The 16,413-nt window shown below is 71.3% G+C and carries 16 protein-coding genes; 5 read left to right on the forward strand and 11 right to left on the reverse strand.

All coding sequences use genetic code 11. The annotated features are described in order from the left end of the window. Window positions 1-9 precede the first annotated feature (9 nt). From AB0C01_RS06715 to AB0C01_RS06760, 10 genes are read right to left on the reverse strand one after another with little or no spacing between them, the layout of a single operon-like run. On the reverse strand, window positions 10-1,560 hold the full coding sequence (locus tag AB0C01_RS06715; RefSeq protein WP_357570466.1) for an acyl-CoA carboxylase subunit beta: 1,551 nt from the start codon (window positions 1,558-1,560) through the stop codon (window positions 10-12). Then, on the reverse strand, window positions 1,557-2,324 hold the full coding sequence (locus AB0C01_RS06720) for an SDR family oxidoreductase (protein WP_357570467.1): 768 nt from the start codon (window positions 2,322-2,324) through the stop codon (window positions 1,557-1,559). The genes AB0C01_RS06715 and AB0C01_RS06720 overlap by 4 nt, the downstream gene beginning before the upstream one ends. Further along, window positions 2,321-3,523, reverse strand: coding sequence for an FAD-dependent monooxygenase (locus AB0C01_RS06725; RefSeq protein ID WP_357570468.1), 1,203 nt, complete (start codon window positions 3,521-3,523; stop codon window positions 2,321-2,323). Before AB0C01_RS06725 ends, AB0C01_RS06720 begins: the two co-directional genes overlap by 4 nt. After that, the gene (locus AB0C01_RS06730; RefSeq protein WP_357570469.1) at window positions 3,520-4,455 is read right to left on the reverse strand and encodes an aromatase/cyclase; all 936 of its coding nucleotides are present in this window, start codon (window positions 4,453-4,455) and stop codon (window positions 3,520-3,522) included. Before AB0C01_RS06730 ends, AB0C01_RS06725 begins: the two co-directional genes overlap by 4 nt. 20 nt (window positions 4,456-4,475) lie before the next feature. Continuing rightward, window positions 4,476-5,255 carry a 3-oxoacyl-ACP reductase FabG gene (gene fabG / locus AB0C01_RS06735; protein ID WP_357570470.1) on the reverse strand — a complete coding sequence of 260 codons (780 nt, stop codon included), beginning with the start codon at window positions 5,253-5,255 and terminating at the stop codon, window positions 4,476-4,478. Next, a complete protein-coding gene (locus AB0C01_RS06740) occupies window positions 5,252-5,524 on the reverse strand; it encodes an acyl carrier protein (protein ID WP_357570471.1) in 273 nt (90 codons plus the stop codon). Before AB0C01_RS06740 ends, fabG begins: the two co-directional genes overlap by 4 nt. Before the next feature lie 16 nt (window positions 5,525-5,540). Further along, window positions 5,541-6,788, reverse strand: a complete 1,248-nt coding sequence (locus AB0C01_RS06745) for a ketosynthase chain-length factor (RefSeq protein ID WP_357570472.1) — start codon at window positions 6,786-6,788, stop codon at window positions 5,541-5,543. Continuing rightward, window positions 6,785-8,059 (reverse strand): beta-ketoacyl-[acyl-carrier-protein] synthase family protein, encoded by a 1,275-nt coding sequence (locus tag AB0C01_RS06750; protein WP_357240479.1) that lies wholly within the window; start codon window positions 8,057-8,059, stop codon window positions 6,785-6,787. Before AB0C01_RS06750 ends, AB0C01_RS06745 begins: the two co-directional genes overlap by 4 nt. Then, window positions 8,056-8,385 (reverse strand): TcmI family type II polyketide cyclase, encoded by a 330-nt coding sequence (locus AB0C01_RS06755; protein WP_357240482.1) that lies wholly within the window; start codon window positions 8,383-8,385, stop codon window positions 8,056-8,058. The genes AB0C01_RS06750 and AB0C01_RS06755 overlap by 4 nt, the downstream gene beginning before the upstream one ends. Further along, window positions 8,385-9,872: an FAD-dependent monooxygenase gene (locus tag AB0C01_RS06760; protein WP_357240485.1), complete on the reverse strand. Its 1,488-nt coding sequence runs from the start codon at window positions 9,870-9,872 to the stop codon at window positions 8,385-8,387. The genes AB0C01_RS06755 and AB0C01_RS06760 overlap by 1 nt, the downstream gene beginning before the upstream one ends. A gap of 476 nt (window positions 9,873-10,348) precedes the next feature. Here AB0C01_RS06760 and AB0C01_RS06765 point away from each other — a divergent pair, with 476 nt between their 5' ends. From AB0C01_RS06765 to AB0C01_RS06785, 5 genes are read left to right on the forward strand one after another with little or no spacing between them, the layout of a single operon-like run. Further along, window positions 10,349-11,062 (forward strand): response regulator transcription factor, encoded by a 714-nt coding sequence (locus AB0C01_RS06765; protein WP_357240488.1) that lies wholly within the window; start codon window positions 10,349-10,351, stop codon window positions 11,060-11,062. A 46-nt stretch (window positions 11,063-11,108) separates the two neighbouring features. Beyond that, on the forward strand, window positions 11,109-12,704 hold the full coding sequence (locus tag AB0C01_RS06770) for an ABC transporter substrate-binding protein (RefSeq protein ID WP_357570473.1): 1,596 nt from the start codon (window positions 11,109-11,111) through the stop codon (window positions 12,702-12,704). Continuing rightward, window positions 12,692-13,654, forward strand: coding sequence for an ABC transporter permease (locus tag AB0C01_RS06775; RefSeq protein WP_357570474.1), 963 nt, complete (start codon window positions 12,692-12,694; stop codon window positions 13,652-13,654). Before AB0C01_RS06770 ends, AB0C01_RS06775 begins: the two co-directional genes overlap by 13 nt. Then, entirely contained in the window at window positions 13,647-14,501 is an 855-nt protein-coding gene (locus AB0C01_RS06780; protein ID WP_357570475.1) for an ABC transporter permease, read from the forward strand. Before AB0C01_RS06775 ends, AB0C01_RS06780 begins: the two co-directional genes overlap by 8 nt. Beyond that, window positions 14,498-16,135 (forward strand): ABC transporter ATP-binding protein, encoded by a 1,638-nt coding sequence (locus AB0C01_RS06785; RefSeq protein ID WP_357570476.1) that lies wholly within the window; start codon window positions 14,498-14,500, stop codon window positions 16,133-16,135. Before AB0C01_RS06780 ends, AB0C01_RS06785 begins: the two co-directional genes overlap by 4 nt. On the opposite strand, the gene AB0C01_RS06790 is transcribed toward AB0C01_RS06785, so the two are convergent. Beyond that, on the reverse strand, window positions 16,119-16,346 hold the full coding sequence (locus tag AB0C01_RS06790; protein ID WP_357570477.1) for an acyl-CoA carboxylase epsilon subunit: 228 nt from the start codon (window positions 16,344-16,346) through the stop codon (window positions 16,119-16,121). The two genes, AB0C01_RS06785 and AB0C01_RS06790, sit on opposite strands and share 17 nt — an antisense overlap. Between the last annotated feature and the right edge of the window lie 67 nt (window positions 16,347-16,413).

Here is a 16,413-nt window from a genome sequence, read left to right on the forward strand (position 1 = left end):
TGCGTCCTTTCAGAACGGAGGGTTACCGTGCTTGCGGTGCGGGATGTCGCCGTGTTTGCTGGCGAGCATGGCCAGCGCGCGGCACAGCACCGGCCGGGTTTGCCGCGGGTCCACCACGTCGTCGATCAGCCCTCGCTCGGCCGCGTGATACGGGTGGACCAGTTCCGCGCGGTACTCGGCGATCTTCTCGGCGCGCGCCGCCTCCGGGTCGGGCGCCGCGGCGATCTCCCGGCGGAAGATCACATTGGCGGCGCCCTCCGGCCCCATCACGGCGATCTCGTTGGTCGGCCAGGCCAGTGCGAGGTCCGCGCCGATCGACCGGGAGTCCATCACGATGTACGCCCCGCCGTAGGCCTTGCGCAGGATCAGTGAGATCCGCGGGACGGTGGCGGCACAGTAGGCGTACAGCAGCTTCGCGCCGTGGCGGATGATGCCGTTGTGCTCCTGCACCACTCCGGGCAGGAAGCCGGGCACGTCGACAAGCGTGATCAGGGGAATGTTGAAGGCGTCGCAGAACTGCACGAAGCGGCTGCCCTTCTCGCTGGCCGGTATGTCCAGGACACCGGCCAGCACGGCGGGCTGGTTGGCCACGATGCCGACCACCTGCCCGTCGAGGCGGGCGAGGGCACAGACCAGATTCCGGGCGTACGTCTCGTGCACCTCCAGCAGTTCGCCGTCGTCGACGATCTCGGCGAGCACGGCGCGCATGTCGTACGCCCGGCTGCCGTCGGCCGGCACCAGGTCGAGCAGCGCGTCGCTGGGCCGCTGTGCGGGATCACCGCTGACGACGGTGGGTGGCAGTTCGCGGTTGTTGGCCGGCAGGAGCGAGAGTAGGTACCGCACGTCGGCCAGGCAGCTCTCCTCGTCGTCGTGGACGAAATGGGCCACCCCGGAGATGCCGGCGTGCACGTCGGCGCCGCCGAGGTCGTTCTGGCTGATCTGCTCGCCGGTGACCGCCCGCACCACGTCCGGCCCGGTGAGGAACATCTGCGCGGTGTCGCGGACCATGAACACGAAATCGGTCAGGGCCGGGCTGTACGCCGCGCCGCCCGCGCACGGACCCAGCATCACGCTGATCTGCGGGATGACGCCGGACGCACGGGTGTTGCGCTGGAAGATGCCGCCGTAACCGGCGAGAGCGGTCACCCCCTCCTGGATACGAGCGCCGGCGCCGTCGTTGAGCGACACCAGCGGAGCCCCGGCAGAGATCGCCAGATCCATCACCTTGTGGATCTTCTGGGCGTGGGCTTCCCCCAGCGCCCCGCCGAAGATCCGGAAGTCGTGGGCGTAGACGAACACGGTGCGGCCCTCGACCGTGCCCCAGCCGGTCACCACACCGTCGGTGTACGGGCGGCGGTGGTGCAGGCCGAACTCGGTGGCGCGGTGCCGGCGCAGAGCCTCCACCTCGGTGAAGCTGTCCTTGTCGAGCAGCAGGTCGATGCGTTCCCGGGCGGTCAGCTTGCCGCGAGCGTGCTGGCGTTCGGTGGCGGCGGGGTCCGGGCCGAGCCGGACCGTCTCCTTGAGGTCGGCGAGTTGCGCCGTGCTCTGCCGGATGCTCATCCCAGCAACGTCCCGCCGGTGGCGTCGAGGAAGGCGCCGGTGATCCAGCGCGCCTCGTCGGTGGCCAGGAAGGTGATCACATCGGCGACGTCGCCGGTCTGACCGACCCGGTTGAAGGCGGACAGGCTCGCCATCTGCTCCACGGCCTCCGGGATGTCGAACACCGGCCCGCCGTTGTCGGTGATGCCGGGTGCGACCGTGTTGACGGTGATGCCGCGCGACGCGAGCAGCCGCGCCAGGTGCAGGGTGAGCTGCTCAATGGCCCCCTTGGTCATCGCGTATGGGATCTGGTCGGGGTTGGCGACCCGGGTGAGCCCCGAGGAGATGTTGATGATGCGGCCGCCGGCCGGCAGGTGCGCCAACGCCCGCTGGACGAGGAAGAACGGGGCCCGGGCGTTGACGGCGAAGAACCTGTCGAAGACCGCGCCGGTGACCTCCTCGAACGGGATGCCGGTTGCGGTGGTCTCCCCCGCGTTGTTCACCAGGATGTCGAGTGTCGTCTCCCCGGTGCGGTCCTTGAGCTGCTGCTCCAGGCCCAGGAACAGGGTGTGCACGTCGCCCGGGACGCCGAGTTCGGCCTGCACGGCGAAGGCCTGGCCACCGTCCTTCTCGATCAGCGCCACGGTCTCCTCTGCGGCACCGGTGTTGGCGGCGTAGTGGACGGCCACCAGTGCCCCCTCGCGGCCCAGCCGGATCGCGGTCGCCCGGCCGATGCCACGGCTGGATCCGGTGACGAGTGCGGTCTTGCCGGTGAGTCGGCTCATGCTGGAACACCTTTCTTCTCGGAGTCGTCGGAGAGCGCCGTGAGGTCGAGGCCGCCGACAGCACGGGCCAGATGGTCGCGGGCCGCGTCGAGCTGGATCAGTTCGGTGAACACCGAGCGCAGGCCCTCCACGCCCGGGTCGCCGAGCAGCAGGTCGGCCTGGACGCGGATGTGGGTGAGCGTGCGGGCGCCGGCTGCACGCCGGATTCGGTCGTAGCCGGCGAGCACGCTGTCGCCGGCATCACCCCTGGCTCGAGCGGCGAGCCGCGGGCCGAGCTCGGCGGCGTCGTGCAGGCCGAGATTCAGCGCCTGACCGCCGGCCGGGAGCTGCTGGTGGGCGGCGTCGCCGGCCAGCACCACCCGGCCGCGGACGTACTCGGCGGCCTGCCGGCCGACGTCGTCGAAGGCGTTCACCCAGCGGGGCGTGCCGTGCCCGATGTCCTCGCCGGTGACCTCAGCCCAGGTCTCGGCCAGTTCGGTGTACAGCACCGGCCCGGTGCGCCACCGGGATGCGGCACCGAAGCGGTGCACCATGATCCGGGTCGCGCCGTCCGGCCACCGCACGGCCGTGGCCATGCCGCGCGGCGTGCGTTCGAAGCGCCGGCCCGGCACGTCGATGCCGTCCACGTCGGCGCGGAGCAGCTCCCGTCCGGTTCCGGTGGTCGGCCCGGTCAGACTGAACCCGCCAAGCTGGCGTACGGTGCTGCGTTCGCCGTCGCAGCCGGCCAGGTGACCGGCGGCGATCCGGGCCGGGCCGGTGCGCGTGTCGAAGTAGTCGATCTCGACGCCCTCATCGTGTTCCCGCAGCCCGGTGACGACCGCGCCGCGCCGGATGTCGACGCCCGCCGCGACCGCCCAGGTGGCGAGGACCGACTCCAGGTGGGTCTGCGGGCACTTCCACTGCCCGGCGTACGGGTGCCCCGCCTCCCCCGCGGCGAGATCGAGCCGGATGCCACCGAAGTGACCAGGCCCGCCCTCGGGCAGGTCGCCGAGCAGGGGAAGCACCTCACGCCCGGCCAGCAGTTCCATGGTGTGCGCGTGCAGGGTGGAGGCGCGTGACTCGGTGTGCGGCGCGGTCCGCTGTTCGAGCACGGTGACCGTGACGCCGTGCCGGGCGAGGGCGCCGGCGAGGAACAGGCCGACCGGACCTGCTCCGGCGACCACCACGTCGCGGCGTCCCGGATCGCCGGTGGTGGTCATCGCCGGGCTTCCGCGTACTCCTTGGCGTGGCGCAGGGTGGTCAGGCTGTTGCCACCGAGGGCCTCGCGCAGGAACCGCCGGGCCTCCGGCAGGCCGGCATCGGCGCCGAGGATGCCGGTGATGCGGTCCGGGTTGATCGCCACGGTGTGTTCCGCGGTCGCCGTGGTACGGCCGTTGGTGTCCTCGTCCAGCTGCCAGTAGCCGGTGTGCAGGGTGAGCAGGGCCGGCAGGGTGGTCTGCTTGTAGACGATGCGGTGGTGCGGGAATGCCACCCGGACCGACTCGGTGACGTGCGAGGAACCGTCCTTGGTCAGCGTCGTCAACCGCAGGGTCTGCAGGCCGGGAATGGACTCGCTGAACTCCACGGCGGACACGTGCGGCAGCCGGTCGGCCCAGTGCTGGGCCTCGTTGAGGAAGTCGAAGACGTCCTTGGCGGAGCCTTCGATCTCGACGCTGTCGGTGAACGACAGGGTGAGCTCGCCGGCCGCAGTCAGTTCCAGGCTGTCGCGCAGCCCGGGCAGTTCGGCGCGGCTGTTGTCGTCGACGGCCCGGTCGATCCAGGCGAGCTTCTCCGGGTCGTCGTCGATCGCGGAGTATTCGTGCAGCAGGCGGACCCTGGTGCGGCGTTCGGCGAGGGGCTCGATGATCCAGGTCCCGGTCATCTCGCGTACCGGTGGGGCGGGCACCTCCTGCCAGAACTGGATGCGCAGGCCGGCCTCGTCGAGCACGCGGCGTGACGTCCAGTTCTTCGCCTCGCCGTTGGCGGTGGCCCAGATACGGATGCGTTCCTGGGTGCCGTCGCGTTCCAGGTAGTCGACGTGGATCGAGGGCGGGAACAGTTGGGGCCAGTTCTCCACCTCCGCGAGCAGGCGGTAGACGTCGTGGGCGGACGCCTCGACGACGATCTCGTGTTCGACCTGGCGGTCGGCCATGACGGGTCCTTTCGGGAGGGTCAGAAGTTGCCGAGGCCGCCGCAGACGTTCAGTGCCTGGGCGGTGATCGAGGCGGCGGGGTCGGAGGCGAGGTAGCCGACCAGACCGGCGACCTCTTCGGGGGTCGAGTACCGGCCGAGGGGGATCTTGGCCTGGAACCTTTCGAGAATCGCTTCCTCGCTGGTCTCGTACGCCGCCGCGTAGCCCTGCCGGACCCGCTGGGCCATGGGCGTCTCGACGTAGCCGGGGCAGACGGCGTTGACGGTGATGCCGGTGGGTGCCAGCTCGTTGCCGAGCGCCTTGGTGAAGCCGACGACACCATGTTTGGACGCCGAGTACGGTGCGCCGAGCACGACGCCCTGCTTGCCGGCGGTGGAAGCGATGTTGATGATGCGGCCACGCTCCTTGCCTCGCAGGCCGCCGGTGTTGAGCACCTCCCGGGTGACCCGGAAGACGCTTGTCAGGTTCGTCTCCAGCACGTCGGCCCAGAGTTCGTCGTCGAGATCGGCGGTGACCCCGCCGCCACTGCGGCCGGCGTTGTTGACCAGGATGTCGATCGGGCCGTACCGGTTGACGGCGCTCTGCACGAAGGCGTGGACCTGCGCGCCGTCGCGCACGTCCACGGCGGCGCCGTCGACGTCGAGACCCTCGCCGGTCAACTGCTTGACGGTGTCGGTGACCGCGGCGGCGGTTCGCGCGCCGAGGAACACCCGGTCTCCCTGGGTGGCCAGCAGGCGGACCACGGCCAGGCCGATCCCGCTGGTGCCGCCGGTGACCAGCGCCGTCCGGCCGGCGCTCATGTCCGGCTCCCGGCGGCAAGCTGGGTGTTGACCGCGTCGATGACTTCGCGGGGACTGGTGTCGCCGACGAGCAGTTCGTCGCCGAGGCCAACGGCGAACTCGCGCGCGATGCGGCTGCCGGTCTCCAGCAGTGCCAGCGAGTCGTAGCCCAGGTCGGCGAAGGCGGTGTCCAGGATGTCGCCGGCGAGGTTGACGTTCTCGCTGGTGCCGGCGCCGTCTCGCAGGATGCGACGGAGGTCGTCGAGGGTGAAGGGAGTGGATCCGGGCATGGTGTGGCCTTTCCGGTCAGGAGGGGTGGGAGGTGCTGACGAGCACGGGCTGTGGCGCGCGGACCACCAGGGCGGAGTTGAAGCCGCCGTGGCCGCGGGCGAGCACCAGGGCGGTACGCACCCGGGCGGGTCGTGGCGCTCCGGTGACCAGGTCGAGCTCGTACTCCGGGGCCGGGTCGCTGTTCACCGTCGGCGGGATGACACCGTCGCGGATGCTGAGCAGGGCAGCGGCCACGTCCAGCGGGGCAGCGCCCGAGTACAGCCGGCCGGTCATCGTCTTGGGGGCGGTCACCGGCACTCCGCGCGGGCCGAACACGGTGCTGATCGCGGCGGCTTCGACCTGGTCGAGCTCGGGAACCGCGGCCGCGTCGGCGAAGACCACGTCGATGTCGGTGGGGTCTGCGCCGGCCTCGGCCAGTGCGAGGGTGACGGCACGGACCAGGCCGGAGGGGCGGCCGGTGCCCGGGGCCGGGTCGGTGGTCGCGGCGTGCCCGGCGATCTCGCCGTAGACGTGCGGGGCCTGCCGTCGCCGTGCGTGGTCGGCGTCCTCGACGATCAACAGGGCACCGCCCTCACCGGGTACGTGCCCGGCCGCGCGCGGGTCGAACGGCAGGTAGGCGTGTTGCGGGTCGCGGCTGTTGCTGAGCCGCCCTCCGGCCAACTGGGCGACCCAGCCCCACGAACACAGGGACGCGTCGACCGCGCCGGCGACGACCACGGGTGTTCCCTTGCGGACCTGCCGGCGGGCGTGGGCCAGTGCGTCGAGCCCTCCGGCCTGGTCGCTGACGACGACGGCGCTGGGGCCGCGCAGCTCGTTGCGGATGGAGATCTGGCCGCTGTTGACGGCGTAGAACCAGGCGAACGACTGGTAGGCGGAGACGAACTGCCCGCCCTGGCTCCACAGCGCCCGCAGCTCCCTCTCACCGAATTCGAACCCACCGGAGTGACTCGCGGTGATCACGCCGACGTCGTAGGGCCCGAGGTCGGCGGGGGTCAGCGCCGCGTCGGCCAGTGCCCGGTCGGCGCTGACCAGGGCCAGTCGTGTCATCCGGTCGGTTTGCGGCAACAGCCGGTCGGGCAGCTCCTGCTCGGGGGCGAACCCGGTGATCTCGCCGGCCAGCGTGGCGGGGTACCCGGTCGCGTCGAACCTGGTGATCGGGACGATGGCGGTGCGCCCGCGCAGGGTGGCCTGCCAGTATGGGTCGACGCCGACGCCGGTGGGGCTGGCGATGCCGAGTCCGGTCACGACGGTGCGGGTGGTCATCGTGGGCTCCTGTCGGGCCGGGCCAGCACCACGGCGCTCTGGAAGCCGCCGAAGCCGCTGCCGACCGAGAGCACGGCGTCGGTACGGTGGTTGCGGGCCGTCAGTGGTACGTAGTCGAGGTCGCAGTCGGGGTCTGGGTGGTGCAGGTTGGCGGTGGGCGGCACGACGTGGTGCTCCATGGCCAGTGCGCAGGCGGCGACCTCGATGGAGCCGATCGCTCCCAGGGAGTGGCCGACCATCGATTTGATCGAGCTCATCGGGACGCGGTAGGCATGGTCGCCGAGGCTGTCCTTGACGGCGGCGGTCTCGTGCCGGTCGTTTTGTTTGGTGCCGGAGCCGTGCGCGTTGACGTAGTCGACGTCGGAGGGGTTGAGCCGCGCCTCGGCGAGGGCCGTGCGGATCGCCTCGGCCATCTCCCGGCCGTCGGGGCGCAGCCCGGTCATGTGGAAGGCGTTGGACCGGGTGGCGTAACCAGCCACCTCGGCGTAGACGTGCGCCCCGCGGCGGCGGGCGGCGTCCAGTTCCTCGAGAACGAACACGGCGGCCCCCTCGCCGAGTACGAAGCCGTTGCGGGTCGCGTCGAAGGGACGGGAGGCGGTTTCCGGGTCGTCGTTGCGGTCGGTGGTCGCCTTGATGGCGTCGAAGCAGGCGACGGTGATCGGCGAGATCGGTGCGTCGGTGGCACCGGCGATCATGGTGTCGGCGAGCCCGTCCCGGATGACGTCGGAGGCGTAGCCGATCGCGTCGAGACCGGACGTGCAGCCGGTGGAGATCACGGTGCTGGGGCCTTCGGCGCCGGTGGCCCACGCCACCTCGGTGGCGAAGGAGCTGGGCACCAGATAGTCGTAGAGGTGCGGGACCGCGTACCGGTGGTCGACCGTGGTCAGCCGGCCGCCGTCGCTGACCGCGCGGTACTCCTGGTCCAGGCTCATCGTGGCACCGACCGCGCTGCCAATGGTGACGCCGAGGCGGGCCGGGTCGAGGGTGTGGAGTTCCAGACCGCTGTCCTGCACCGCTTCCCGGGCGGTGACCACGGCGAACTGCGCCGCCCGGTCCATCCGGCGGATCTCCTGCGGGCGCAGGCCGGCGCTCTCCGGGTTGAAGTCGACCTCGGCGGCGACGTGTGAGCGGAACGGCGCGGGGTCGAAGAACGAGATGCGCCGGGTCGCGGTACGGCCGTCGGAGATGAGCTGCCAGAAGTTCTTGGCACCCGGCGTGCCCGGCGCGGTGACCCCGATTCCGGTGATGACCACGCGGCGGGGGGCGGTCATCGGGCTTCCCAGTGGTAGAAGCGCTGTGCCAGGGCGTCGGCCGGGGAGCGCCAGGTGGCCGGGTCGTAGGCCTCGATGTAGGGCTTGAGATCGGCGCTGATCCGAACGAAACGCTCGTCGGTACGGGCTTCGTGGATGCGTTCGGCGCCGTCGGGCTGGTCGAAGTCCTGCAGGTGGAAGTAGAGGCCACGGTAGGCGAACAGCTCCCGGCGGCGGGTGCCCATCCGGTGCGGCACGTCGGTGTCGTCGAATTGGGAGAACAGCTCCGACACCGCGTCGGCGGAGCCCGGCTGCATGCGGGCGACGATCAGGGAACTGTGCGTCATCATTTCTCCTCGGAGCGGGCGCGGGCCGGTCCGAACCACCGGTTCAGCGCAGTGGGCAGGTCGTATCGGGTGCCCGGGGCGGCCCAGGCGACGTAGCCGTCGGGCCGCACCAGGACCGCGGTGGCGCCGGCGAGCGCCGCAAGGGACTGCGGGTCGCGCGGACTCGTCGTGACGATGTCGACGCGGTCGCGCCAGCCGGCGGCCCGCCGGCGCAGCCACGGGTTGTCGTTGAGGTCGAGCAGCACGCCGCGGCCGGGACGGAGCAGCGCGGCGGTGTCGGCCGGGCGGTCGCGGGCCAGCACGCTGAGGCGGGGCAGCCGGGCACCGAGCAGCGGATGGGTGCCGCCGCCGACGTCGTAGCGGATGTCGAGGCCGCTCACCTTGGCCGCCAGGTGCCGCCGCACCGGTTCGTGCGCCATCAGTTCGGTCAGGACGTCGCGAAACGGCTGCGCCTCGTCTCCGCCGAGGATGAGGCGGGCCTGCGCCTGGGTGTTGGCCAGCAACTGCCGACCGACCTCGTGGCGTTCGGTGTGGTACGTGTCCAGCAGACTTTCGGGGGCGGTGCCGCGCAGGACCGCGGCCAGTTTCCAGCCCAGGTTGACGGCGTCCTGGATGGAGGTGTTCATGCCCTGCCCGCCGGCGGGCAGGTGCACGTGGGCGGCGTCTCCGGTGAGCAGCACCCGGCCGCGTCGGTACTGTTCGGCCAGGCGCGCCGTGTCGGTGAAGGCGCTGACCCAGATCGCCTCGGCGTGCGAGATGTCGGTGCCGGTGAGCCGTTTCCAGGCTTCGGCGACCTCGCTGAACAAGGGTGGAGCGGTGCGGCGGCGGGGTTCCGCACCCCGCTCGCAGATGATCACCCGATCGATGCCGTCGCCGAGGGGTGCTGCCATCACCATGCCGGTGGCGAGCACCTCTCCGGTCATCCGCGGTGTGATGTCGGCGCCACGGATGTCGGCGAGCAGCAGCTCGGTGGTGGGTTCGGTGCCGGGGAACGCGATGCCGGCGCGCTCACGCACCCGGCTGCGGCCGCCGTCGGCGCCGATCAGATAGCGGGCACGCAGGTGCTGCTCCCCGCCGGCCGTGCGGACCCGAACCTGTACCGCGTCCTCGTCCTGCTCGAGGTCGAGCATCTCGTGTCCGAAACGGATGTCGCCACCCAGGTCGCGTACCCACTCCTCAAGGACCTTCTCGGTCACCGACTGCGGTACGCCCTGCACGGCGCTGGCCTGCCCGCCGAGGACGGCCAGGTCGAGCGGGATGCCGCCGAAGTGACCACGGGTGGTGGTCGGCAGCTGAGGGAAGCGGGGCAGCAGTCCTCTCTGGTCGAAGGTCTCCAGCGTGCGGACGGTGAATCCGAGGCCCCGGGATTCGCCGGAGCGGGCGGTGAGCCGGTCCAGCACGACGACGTCCGCACCAGCCAGCCGAAGTTCTCCGGCCAGTGCGAGACCGGCCGGGCCGGCGCCGACGACGATCACCGAAGCATCCATGGTTTTCCTCCCGACTGATGGCCGCGGCGCACCATTCGAATTGATGGACGTCACCATCGGAGTGGACGCCGACAATCGTCAATCGTTCGCCGCCCTGAATTCAACCCATGCATTCACAGTTTCACCGCAGAGCTGGGTCAAGCGGTTGTCAAATCCCCCCTCAGCAACCCCAGCGGGACGTCGGCCGGACGGTCGCCGCAGCGCTGCCACTCGGCCGGGGAGCTCGTGAAGATACAGAAGAACTACAGAGAATTGTCAATTCATCGACGGCGCTCGGCCCCGACCTCGGCGTGATCGCCGGACGTGACGTCACTCACTTCCGTTGGGCAAACCCAAGACCCTAGCCTAAGCACCGGCGGCGACGAGGCGGCTCTGCATGGTGCAAAACCTATCAAACCTATAGGTTATGTATGCATGCATGACGACACGGGCAGATCCGCCGGAGATCACGGCGTAGCAACGAGGGAGCAGTGCGAATGAGGGCCCTGGTGGTCGATTCCGACAATTCCCGGCGCGCAGATCTCAGCGCACAGTTGAAAAGGCACGGCTTCGACGTCACAGAATGCGGCACCGGAGCTGAGGCAATCGGCACGCTCGACCGTTCCGACCTCATGCTGATAGACCTGTGCCTGCGTGACATGGACGGCGTGGAAGCATGCCGGCGGGTGCGCGCCACCAGCGACGTCCCGCTGATCGCGTTCACCGAGCAGCACATGGCCGTCGAACGGGTCCTGAGCCTGCAGGCCGGCTGCGACGACTGCGTGACCAAGCCGTACGGCGTCCGCGAACTCCTCGCCCGGATCGAGGCCATCATGCGCCGCGTCCGGGCCGGAGCGGGGCGCACCAGATCCGGAGCCGTGATCATCCGCGGCGACCTGCACATCGACCCGCGCGTCCGCGAGGTCCGCGTGCACGGGAACCCCGTCCAGCTCACCCGCAAGGAGTTCGACCTGCTGCACCACCTCGCCGGCGAACCGGACGTCGTCCACTCCCGGACCCGCCTCGCCACCGAGGTCTGGGGCTTCCCCGCCGACACCTACACACCGAGCCTGACCACCAGCCGGACCATCGACACGCACGTGAGCGCCCTGCGCACCAAACTCGGGGACCGCGACGTGATCGTCACGGTACGCGGCGTCGGCTTCCGGCTCGGCCGGTCGATGCCGTCCCGGCTGTCTCGGGCCGGCTGAGCTTCCCCGCCGCCCACCACCCCCCTCACCATCACGGAGTATCCCCATGCCAATACCACGCGGGCTCACCACGGTCGCCGCCATGCTCCCAGTCCTGCTCGTCGCCTGCGGCACCGCAGCCGAGAGCCGGTCCAGCGGCGGGACGCCACGATCCGGCGGTGAGCTGAAGTTCGCCCTGCCCGCCGACCCGACCTGCCTCGACCCGCACCAGGCGGCGACCAGCGAGGGCCTCTACGTCGCCCGCGGCCTGGTCGACTCGCTCACCGACCAAAACCCGGCCACCGGTGAGATCGTGCCCTGGCTGGCGACGTCCTGGAGCGTCACCAAGGACGCCTCCGAGTTCACCTTCCACCTGCGCGAGGACGCCACCTTCGCCGACGGCACCCCGGTCGACGCCGAAGCGGTCAAACGCAACCTGGACGACGTCGCCGCGCTGGGCGCCAAGTCCATCCTCGGCAGTGGGTTCGTCCAGGGCTACAAGGCCACAAGGGTGACCGGACCGCACACCGCCGTGGTCACCTTCGGCGGCCCCAACGCCCAGTTCCTCCAGGCCACCTCCACACCAACGCTGGGCCTGCTCGCGCCCACCAGCCTCGGCAAGGGCGCGGAGCAGCGCTGCACCGGCGGGCTGGTCGGCTCCGGACCGTTCCAGCTCGGAGGCTACGAGACCAACCGCAGCACCACCCTCACCCGCCGGACCGGCTACGCCTGGCCCTCTCCACTGAGCCTGCACCAGGGCGACGCCCGCCTGGAGAAAGTGACCTTCCTGGTGATGCCCGAATCCGGTGTACGGACCGGCAGCCTCACCTCCGGGCAGGTCGACGGCATCGCCGGTGTCGCACCCCAGGACGAGCCTGCCCTGCGTGGCGGACGCGTCAGTCTGCTCAGCCGGGCCAATCCGGGCGTCCCCGTCGCCTTCAGCGTCAATACGGCCCGCCCGATCGCCGCCAACCTGGCCGTACGTCAGGCGGTGCAGGCCGCCGTCAACCGCACCGAGGTCGTCGACACCGTCCTGAGCCCCAGCTACCGCCCGGCCACCAGCGCGCTGTCCAGCAGCACCGCGAATTTCACCGACAACAGCCCTCTGCTGCGGCACGACCCGCAGACCGCACGCCGGTTACTCGACGGCGCCGGCTGGCGGCCCGGACCGGACGGCATCCGGTCGCACGACGGCCAGCGGCTCACCCTCGAAGCCATCCTGGCCACCAACTTCGGACCCAACAAGGCCGCTGTCGAGCTCATCCAGCAACAACTGCGCGACGTCGGCATCGAACTCGACCTGCGGATCCTCTCCATCGCCGACTACCAGCAGGCGCGCGGCAGCGGCGACTACGACCTCGCCTGGGGCAGCGGGACACGCGCCGACCCGGACATCCTGCGTACCGCCTTCTCCGACAAGCTGCTCAACCTGTCCCGGATCAACGACCCGGACCTGCAGCGAGACCTGGACGCGCAGGCCGCCGCCGGCGACGCGAAGCGGCGTGCCGAGCTCGTCGCCACCGCACAGCGGCGGGTGCTCGATCAGGCGTACCAGATCCCGGTGTTCGAAATGACCACCGTCTTCGCCCTCACCGGCAAGGTGCACGACATCGCGTTCACCTCCTCCTCCGGCTTGCAGTACTACGACGCATGGCTGTCCTGACCGCCGGCCGCCGGATGCTGCACGCCGTGCTTGTGCTCTGGGCCGCCTACACCCTCTCCTTCGTGCTGCTCTACGTGCTGCCCGGCGACCCGGTGGCCGTGATGGCCGCCGGCGGTGGTGACGCCACCACAGTGGCCGCGGGGCAGCTCGACGCGCTCCGGGCCGAACACGGCCTGGACCGCCCGCTGCCCGAGCAGTACCTGGACCGACTCACGGGCACGGTACGCGGGGACCTGGGCACGTCGGTGCAGACCGGGGAACCGGTCGCGCGGATGCTGCTGGACGCGCTGCCACCGACCCTGCAACTGGCCGCCGGAGCACTCGGCCTCGGCGTGCCGCTGGGCGCCGCCGTCGCCCTGCTCGCCGCATACGTCCGCCGCCGTGGGCTACGGAGGCTGCTGCTCTCGCTGCCCGGCGCCGGCATCTCGGTGCCCACCTTCTGGGTCGGCCTGGTACTGCTGCAGGTCTTCTCGTTCCGGTGGGCGCTGCTGCCGGCGTTCGGCGACGGCTCTGCCGCGGCCGTACTGCCAGCGATCACGCTGGCTCTGCCGGTCGCCGCACTCGTCGGCCAGACCTTCGCCCGCGGCCTGGGCGACGCCCTGGCCCAGCCCTACCTGGACACCGCGGCCGCCAAGGGCGCCGGACGGGCCCGGCTGCTGCTGCGGCACGCCGCCCGCAACGCCGCGCTCACCCCGCTGGCCGTGACCGGCGTGCTGGCCGGCAACATCCTTGCCGGCGCGGTGGTGGTCGAGACGGTGTTCTCCCGCCACGGCATCGGGCGGCTGACCGCGACGGCAGTCGCCGTCCAGGACATCCCCGTGGTGCAGGGCGCGGTGATCCTCGGCGCGGCCTGCTTCGTGCTGGTCAGCCTGGCCACCGAGCTGCTGATGCCGGTGCTCGATCCGCGGCTACGCACCGCCACCGGGGCCCGGGAGGTGGTCCATGGTTGACACCCGACTGCCCCTTCCCGGCCGCCTGCTCGACCGGGTCGGCCGCCGGACCGCCCGACCGGCACTCGTCGCGTCCGGCGTCATGATCCTGGTCGTCGTGCTCGCGGCCACCGCACCGCGGCTCCTGACCAGCCGCGACCCGCTGGCCGCGGCGCCCGCCAGCCGGCTGCTCCCACCGTCGGCGACCCACCTGTTCGGCACCGATCTGCTGGGCCGCGACCTGTTCGCCCGGGTCGTGCACGGCAGCGCACTCACCCTGCAGGCCGCGCTGATCGCCGTGGCCGTGGGCCTGGTGGCGGGAACAGTGCTCGGACTGCTCGCCGGCTGTCTGGGCGGACGCGCCGAGGAACTGCTCATGCGCGGGGTCGACGTGCTGCTCGCCATACCTGGGCTGCTGCTGTCGCTGGCACTCATCACCGCGCTCGGCTTCGGCACCGTCAAGGTCGCCCTCGCCGTCGGACTGACCAGTATCGCGATGTTCGCGCGGGTCGTCCGCGCGGAGGCGGCCCGGATCGTGCGGATGCCGTACGTGGAGGCCGCCCGCGCCGGCGGCACCCGGTGGCCGCTCGTGATCCTCCAGCACGTGCTGCCCAACGTGGCAGGCACCGTCCTGCTCTACGCCGCCGTCGACTTCGGTGCCGTCGTCCTGCAGGTGTCCGCCCTGTCCTTCCTCGGCTACGGCGCCCCGCCCCCCGAACCCGAATGGGGATCACTGATCGCCGAAGGCCGCGACTACCTGGGCACCGCCTGGTGGCTGACCACCCTGCCGGGGCTGGTCATCACCGCCACCGTCCTGGCCGCCAACCGCATCGCACAGGCCGCCGGCACGGCGCAGGAGAGTCGATGAGCATGCCCGACACATCACCGCTGCTGAAGGTCGAGAACCTCGCGGTCGACTACACGAGCGGGCGGCGGGTCGTACCTGCCGTACGGGATGCCTCCTTCCACGTCGCCGCCGGTGAGACCGTCGCCCTCGTCGGCGGCTCCGGATCCGGCAAGACCACCACAGCTCGGGCGGTGATCGGCTTGTTGCCGGCGTCGGCGCGCCTCACGGGTGGCCGGATCCTGTTCACCGGCCCGGGCGACCCAGCCGCCGCTGACCTCGCCCGAGCCCCGGAACCGGTGCTGCGCCAACGGCGTGGTCGGCACATCGGCCTGGTCCCGCAGGACCCGATGGTGTCGCTCAACCCGGTACGCACCATCGGCTGGCAGGTCGCCGAGGTGCTCGCCATCCACCGGCTCGCGCCCGACCGACGCACCGCCCGCGCCCGAGCCGCCGACCTGCTGGACCAGGCCGGGCTGCCGAACGCGCACACCCTGCTCGACCGGTTCCCGCACGAACTCTCCGGCGGCATGTGCCAGCGCGTTCTCATCGCGATCGCCCTGGCCGCCGGACCCGCCCTGCTGATCGCCGACGAGCCGACCAGCGCCCTCGACGTCACCGTGCAGCGGCGAATCCTCGACCACATCGCCACCCTGACCCGCGACAGCGGGACGGCCCTACTGCTGGTGACCCACGACTTGGCCGTCGCCGCCGACCGAGCCGACCGGGTCGTCGTGATGGCCGACGGCATGGTCCGCGAGACGGGTAGCGTCGGCTCGGTGCTCGGCGCGCCCCGCGACCGGGCCACCCGGGACCTCGTTGACGCACTGGCCCGGCCAGCCCCTCGGACCAACCCACCACCCGCGACACCCGGCGTCACCCCACTGATCAGCGGTGACGGCCTGGTAAAACGGTTTGGCAGTGGGACCGCCGTCGACCACGTCAGCATCCGGCTGGACCGCGGCGAGACCGTCGCCCTGGTCGGCGAATCCGGCTCCGGCAAGACCACCACGGCGCGGCTGCTGTTGCGCCTGACCGCCGTCTCCGCCGGAAAAGTTCGCTTCGACGGCGCCGATATCACCGCGGCGCGGGGACGCGACCTGCGCCAGCTGCGCCGCCGCATGCAGATGGTCTATCAGAGCCCCTATGCCTCTCTGGACCCCCGGCTCACGATCGCCGACGCCGTCACCGCACCGCTGCGGGCCTACCGGGTGGGCAACCGTGCCGACCGCGCCGCCCGGGCCGCAGACCTGTTGGACCGAGTACGGCTACCGACGACCGTGCTCGACCGGCGACCGGGTGAGCTGTCCGGCGGGCAGTGCCAACGGGTCGCCATCGCCAGGGCCCTCGCCCTTGAGCCGGACCTGGTGGTGCTCGACGAACCGGTGTCCGCGCTGGACGCGTCGAACCGCAACCGGATCCTCGAACTGCTGCACCAGCTGCGCACCGAACTGGGCCTCAGCTACCTGATCATCTCCCATGACCTGGGCGTGGTCCGCGAGATCGCCGACCGGGTCGCGGTGATGCGGGCCGGGCGGGTGGTGGAGACCGGCCCGGTCGCCGATGTGCTCGGTGAGCCGGTCGACCCGTACACCCGGGAGTTGGTCGACGCGGCCCCCGGTGCCGCCGCCGGTGATCTGTTCACGCGGCTGGCATGACCTCGCGCTCGACCATCGGCAGCGTCCGCCAGCTGTGCGCCACCACGACGTCGGGATACCGGTGGGGCCGTCCCCAGACCGCGGACCGCCGGTTGGGTCCTCGCTTGGCGTCCGGCGACGACGCGACCGCGGCGGCACGGGCCAGCAGCACGGCGACGACCGCGGCCAGCTCGACCGGGTCCAGGTCACCGGACTCGACAGTGATGGTCATGAATCCTCCCCACGGTGGTCGCCAGCGCCGCGAACGGCTGCCGGCGCGGTCCGGCCAAGGCCAGTCA

The organism is Micromonospora sp. NPDC048905 (assembly GCF_040649655.1).
Classification (GTDB): Bacteria; Actinomycetota; Actinomycetes; order Mycobacteriales; family Micromonosporaceae; genus Micromonospora.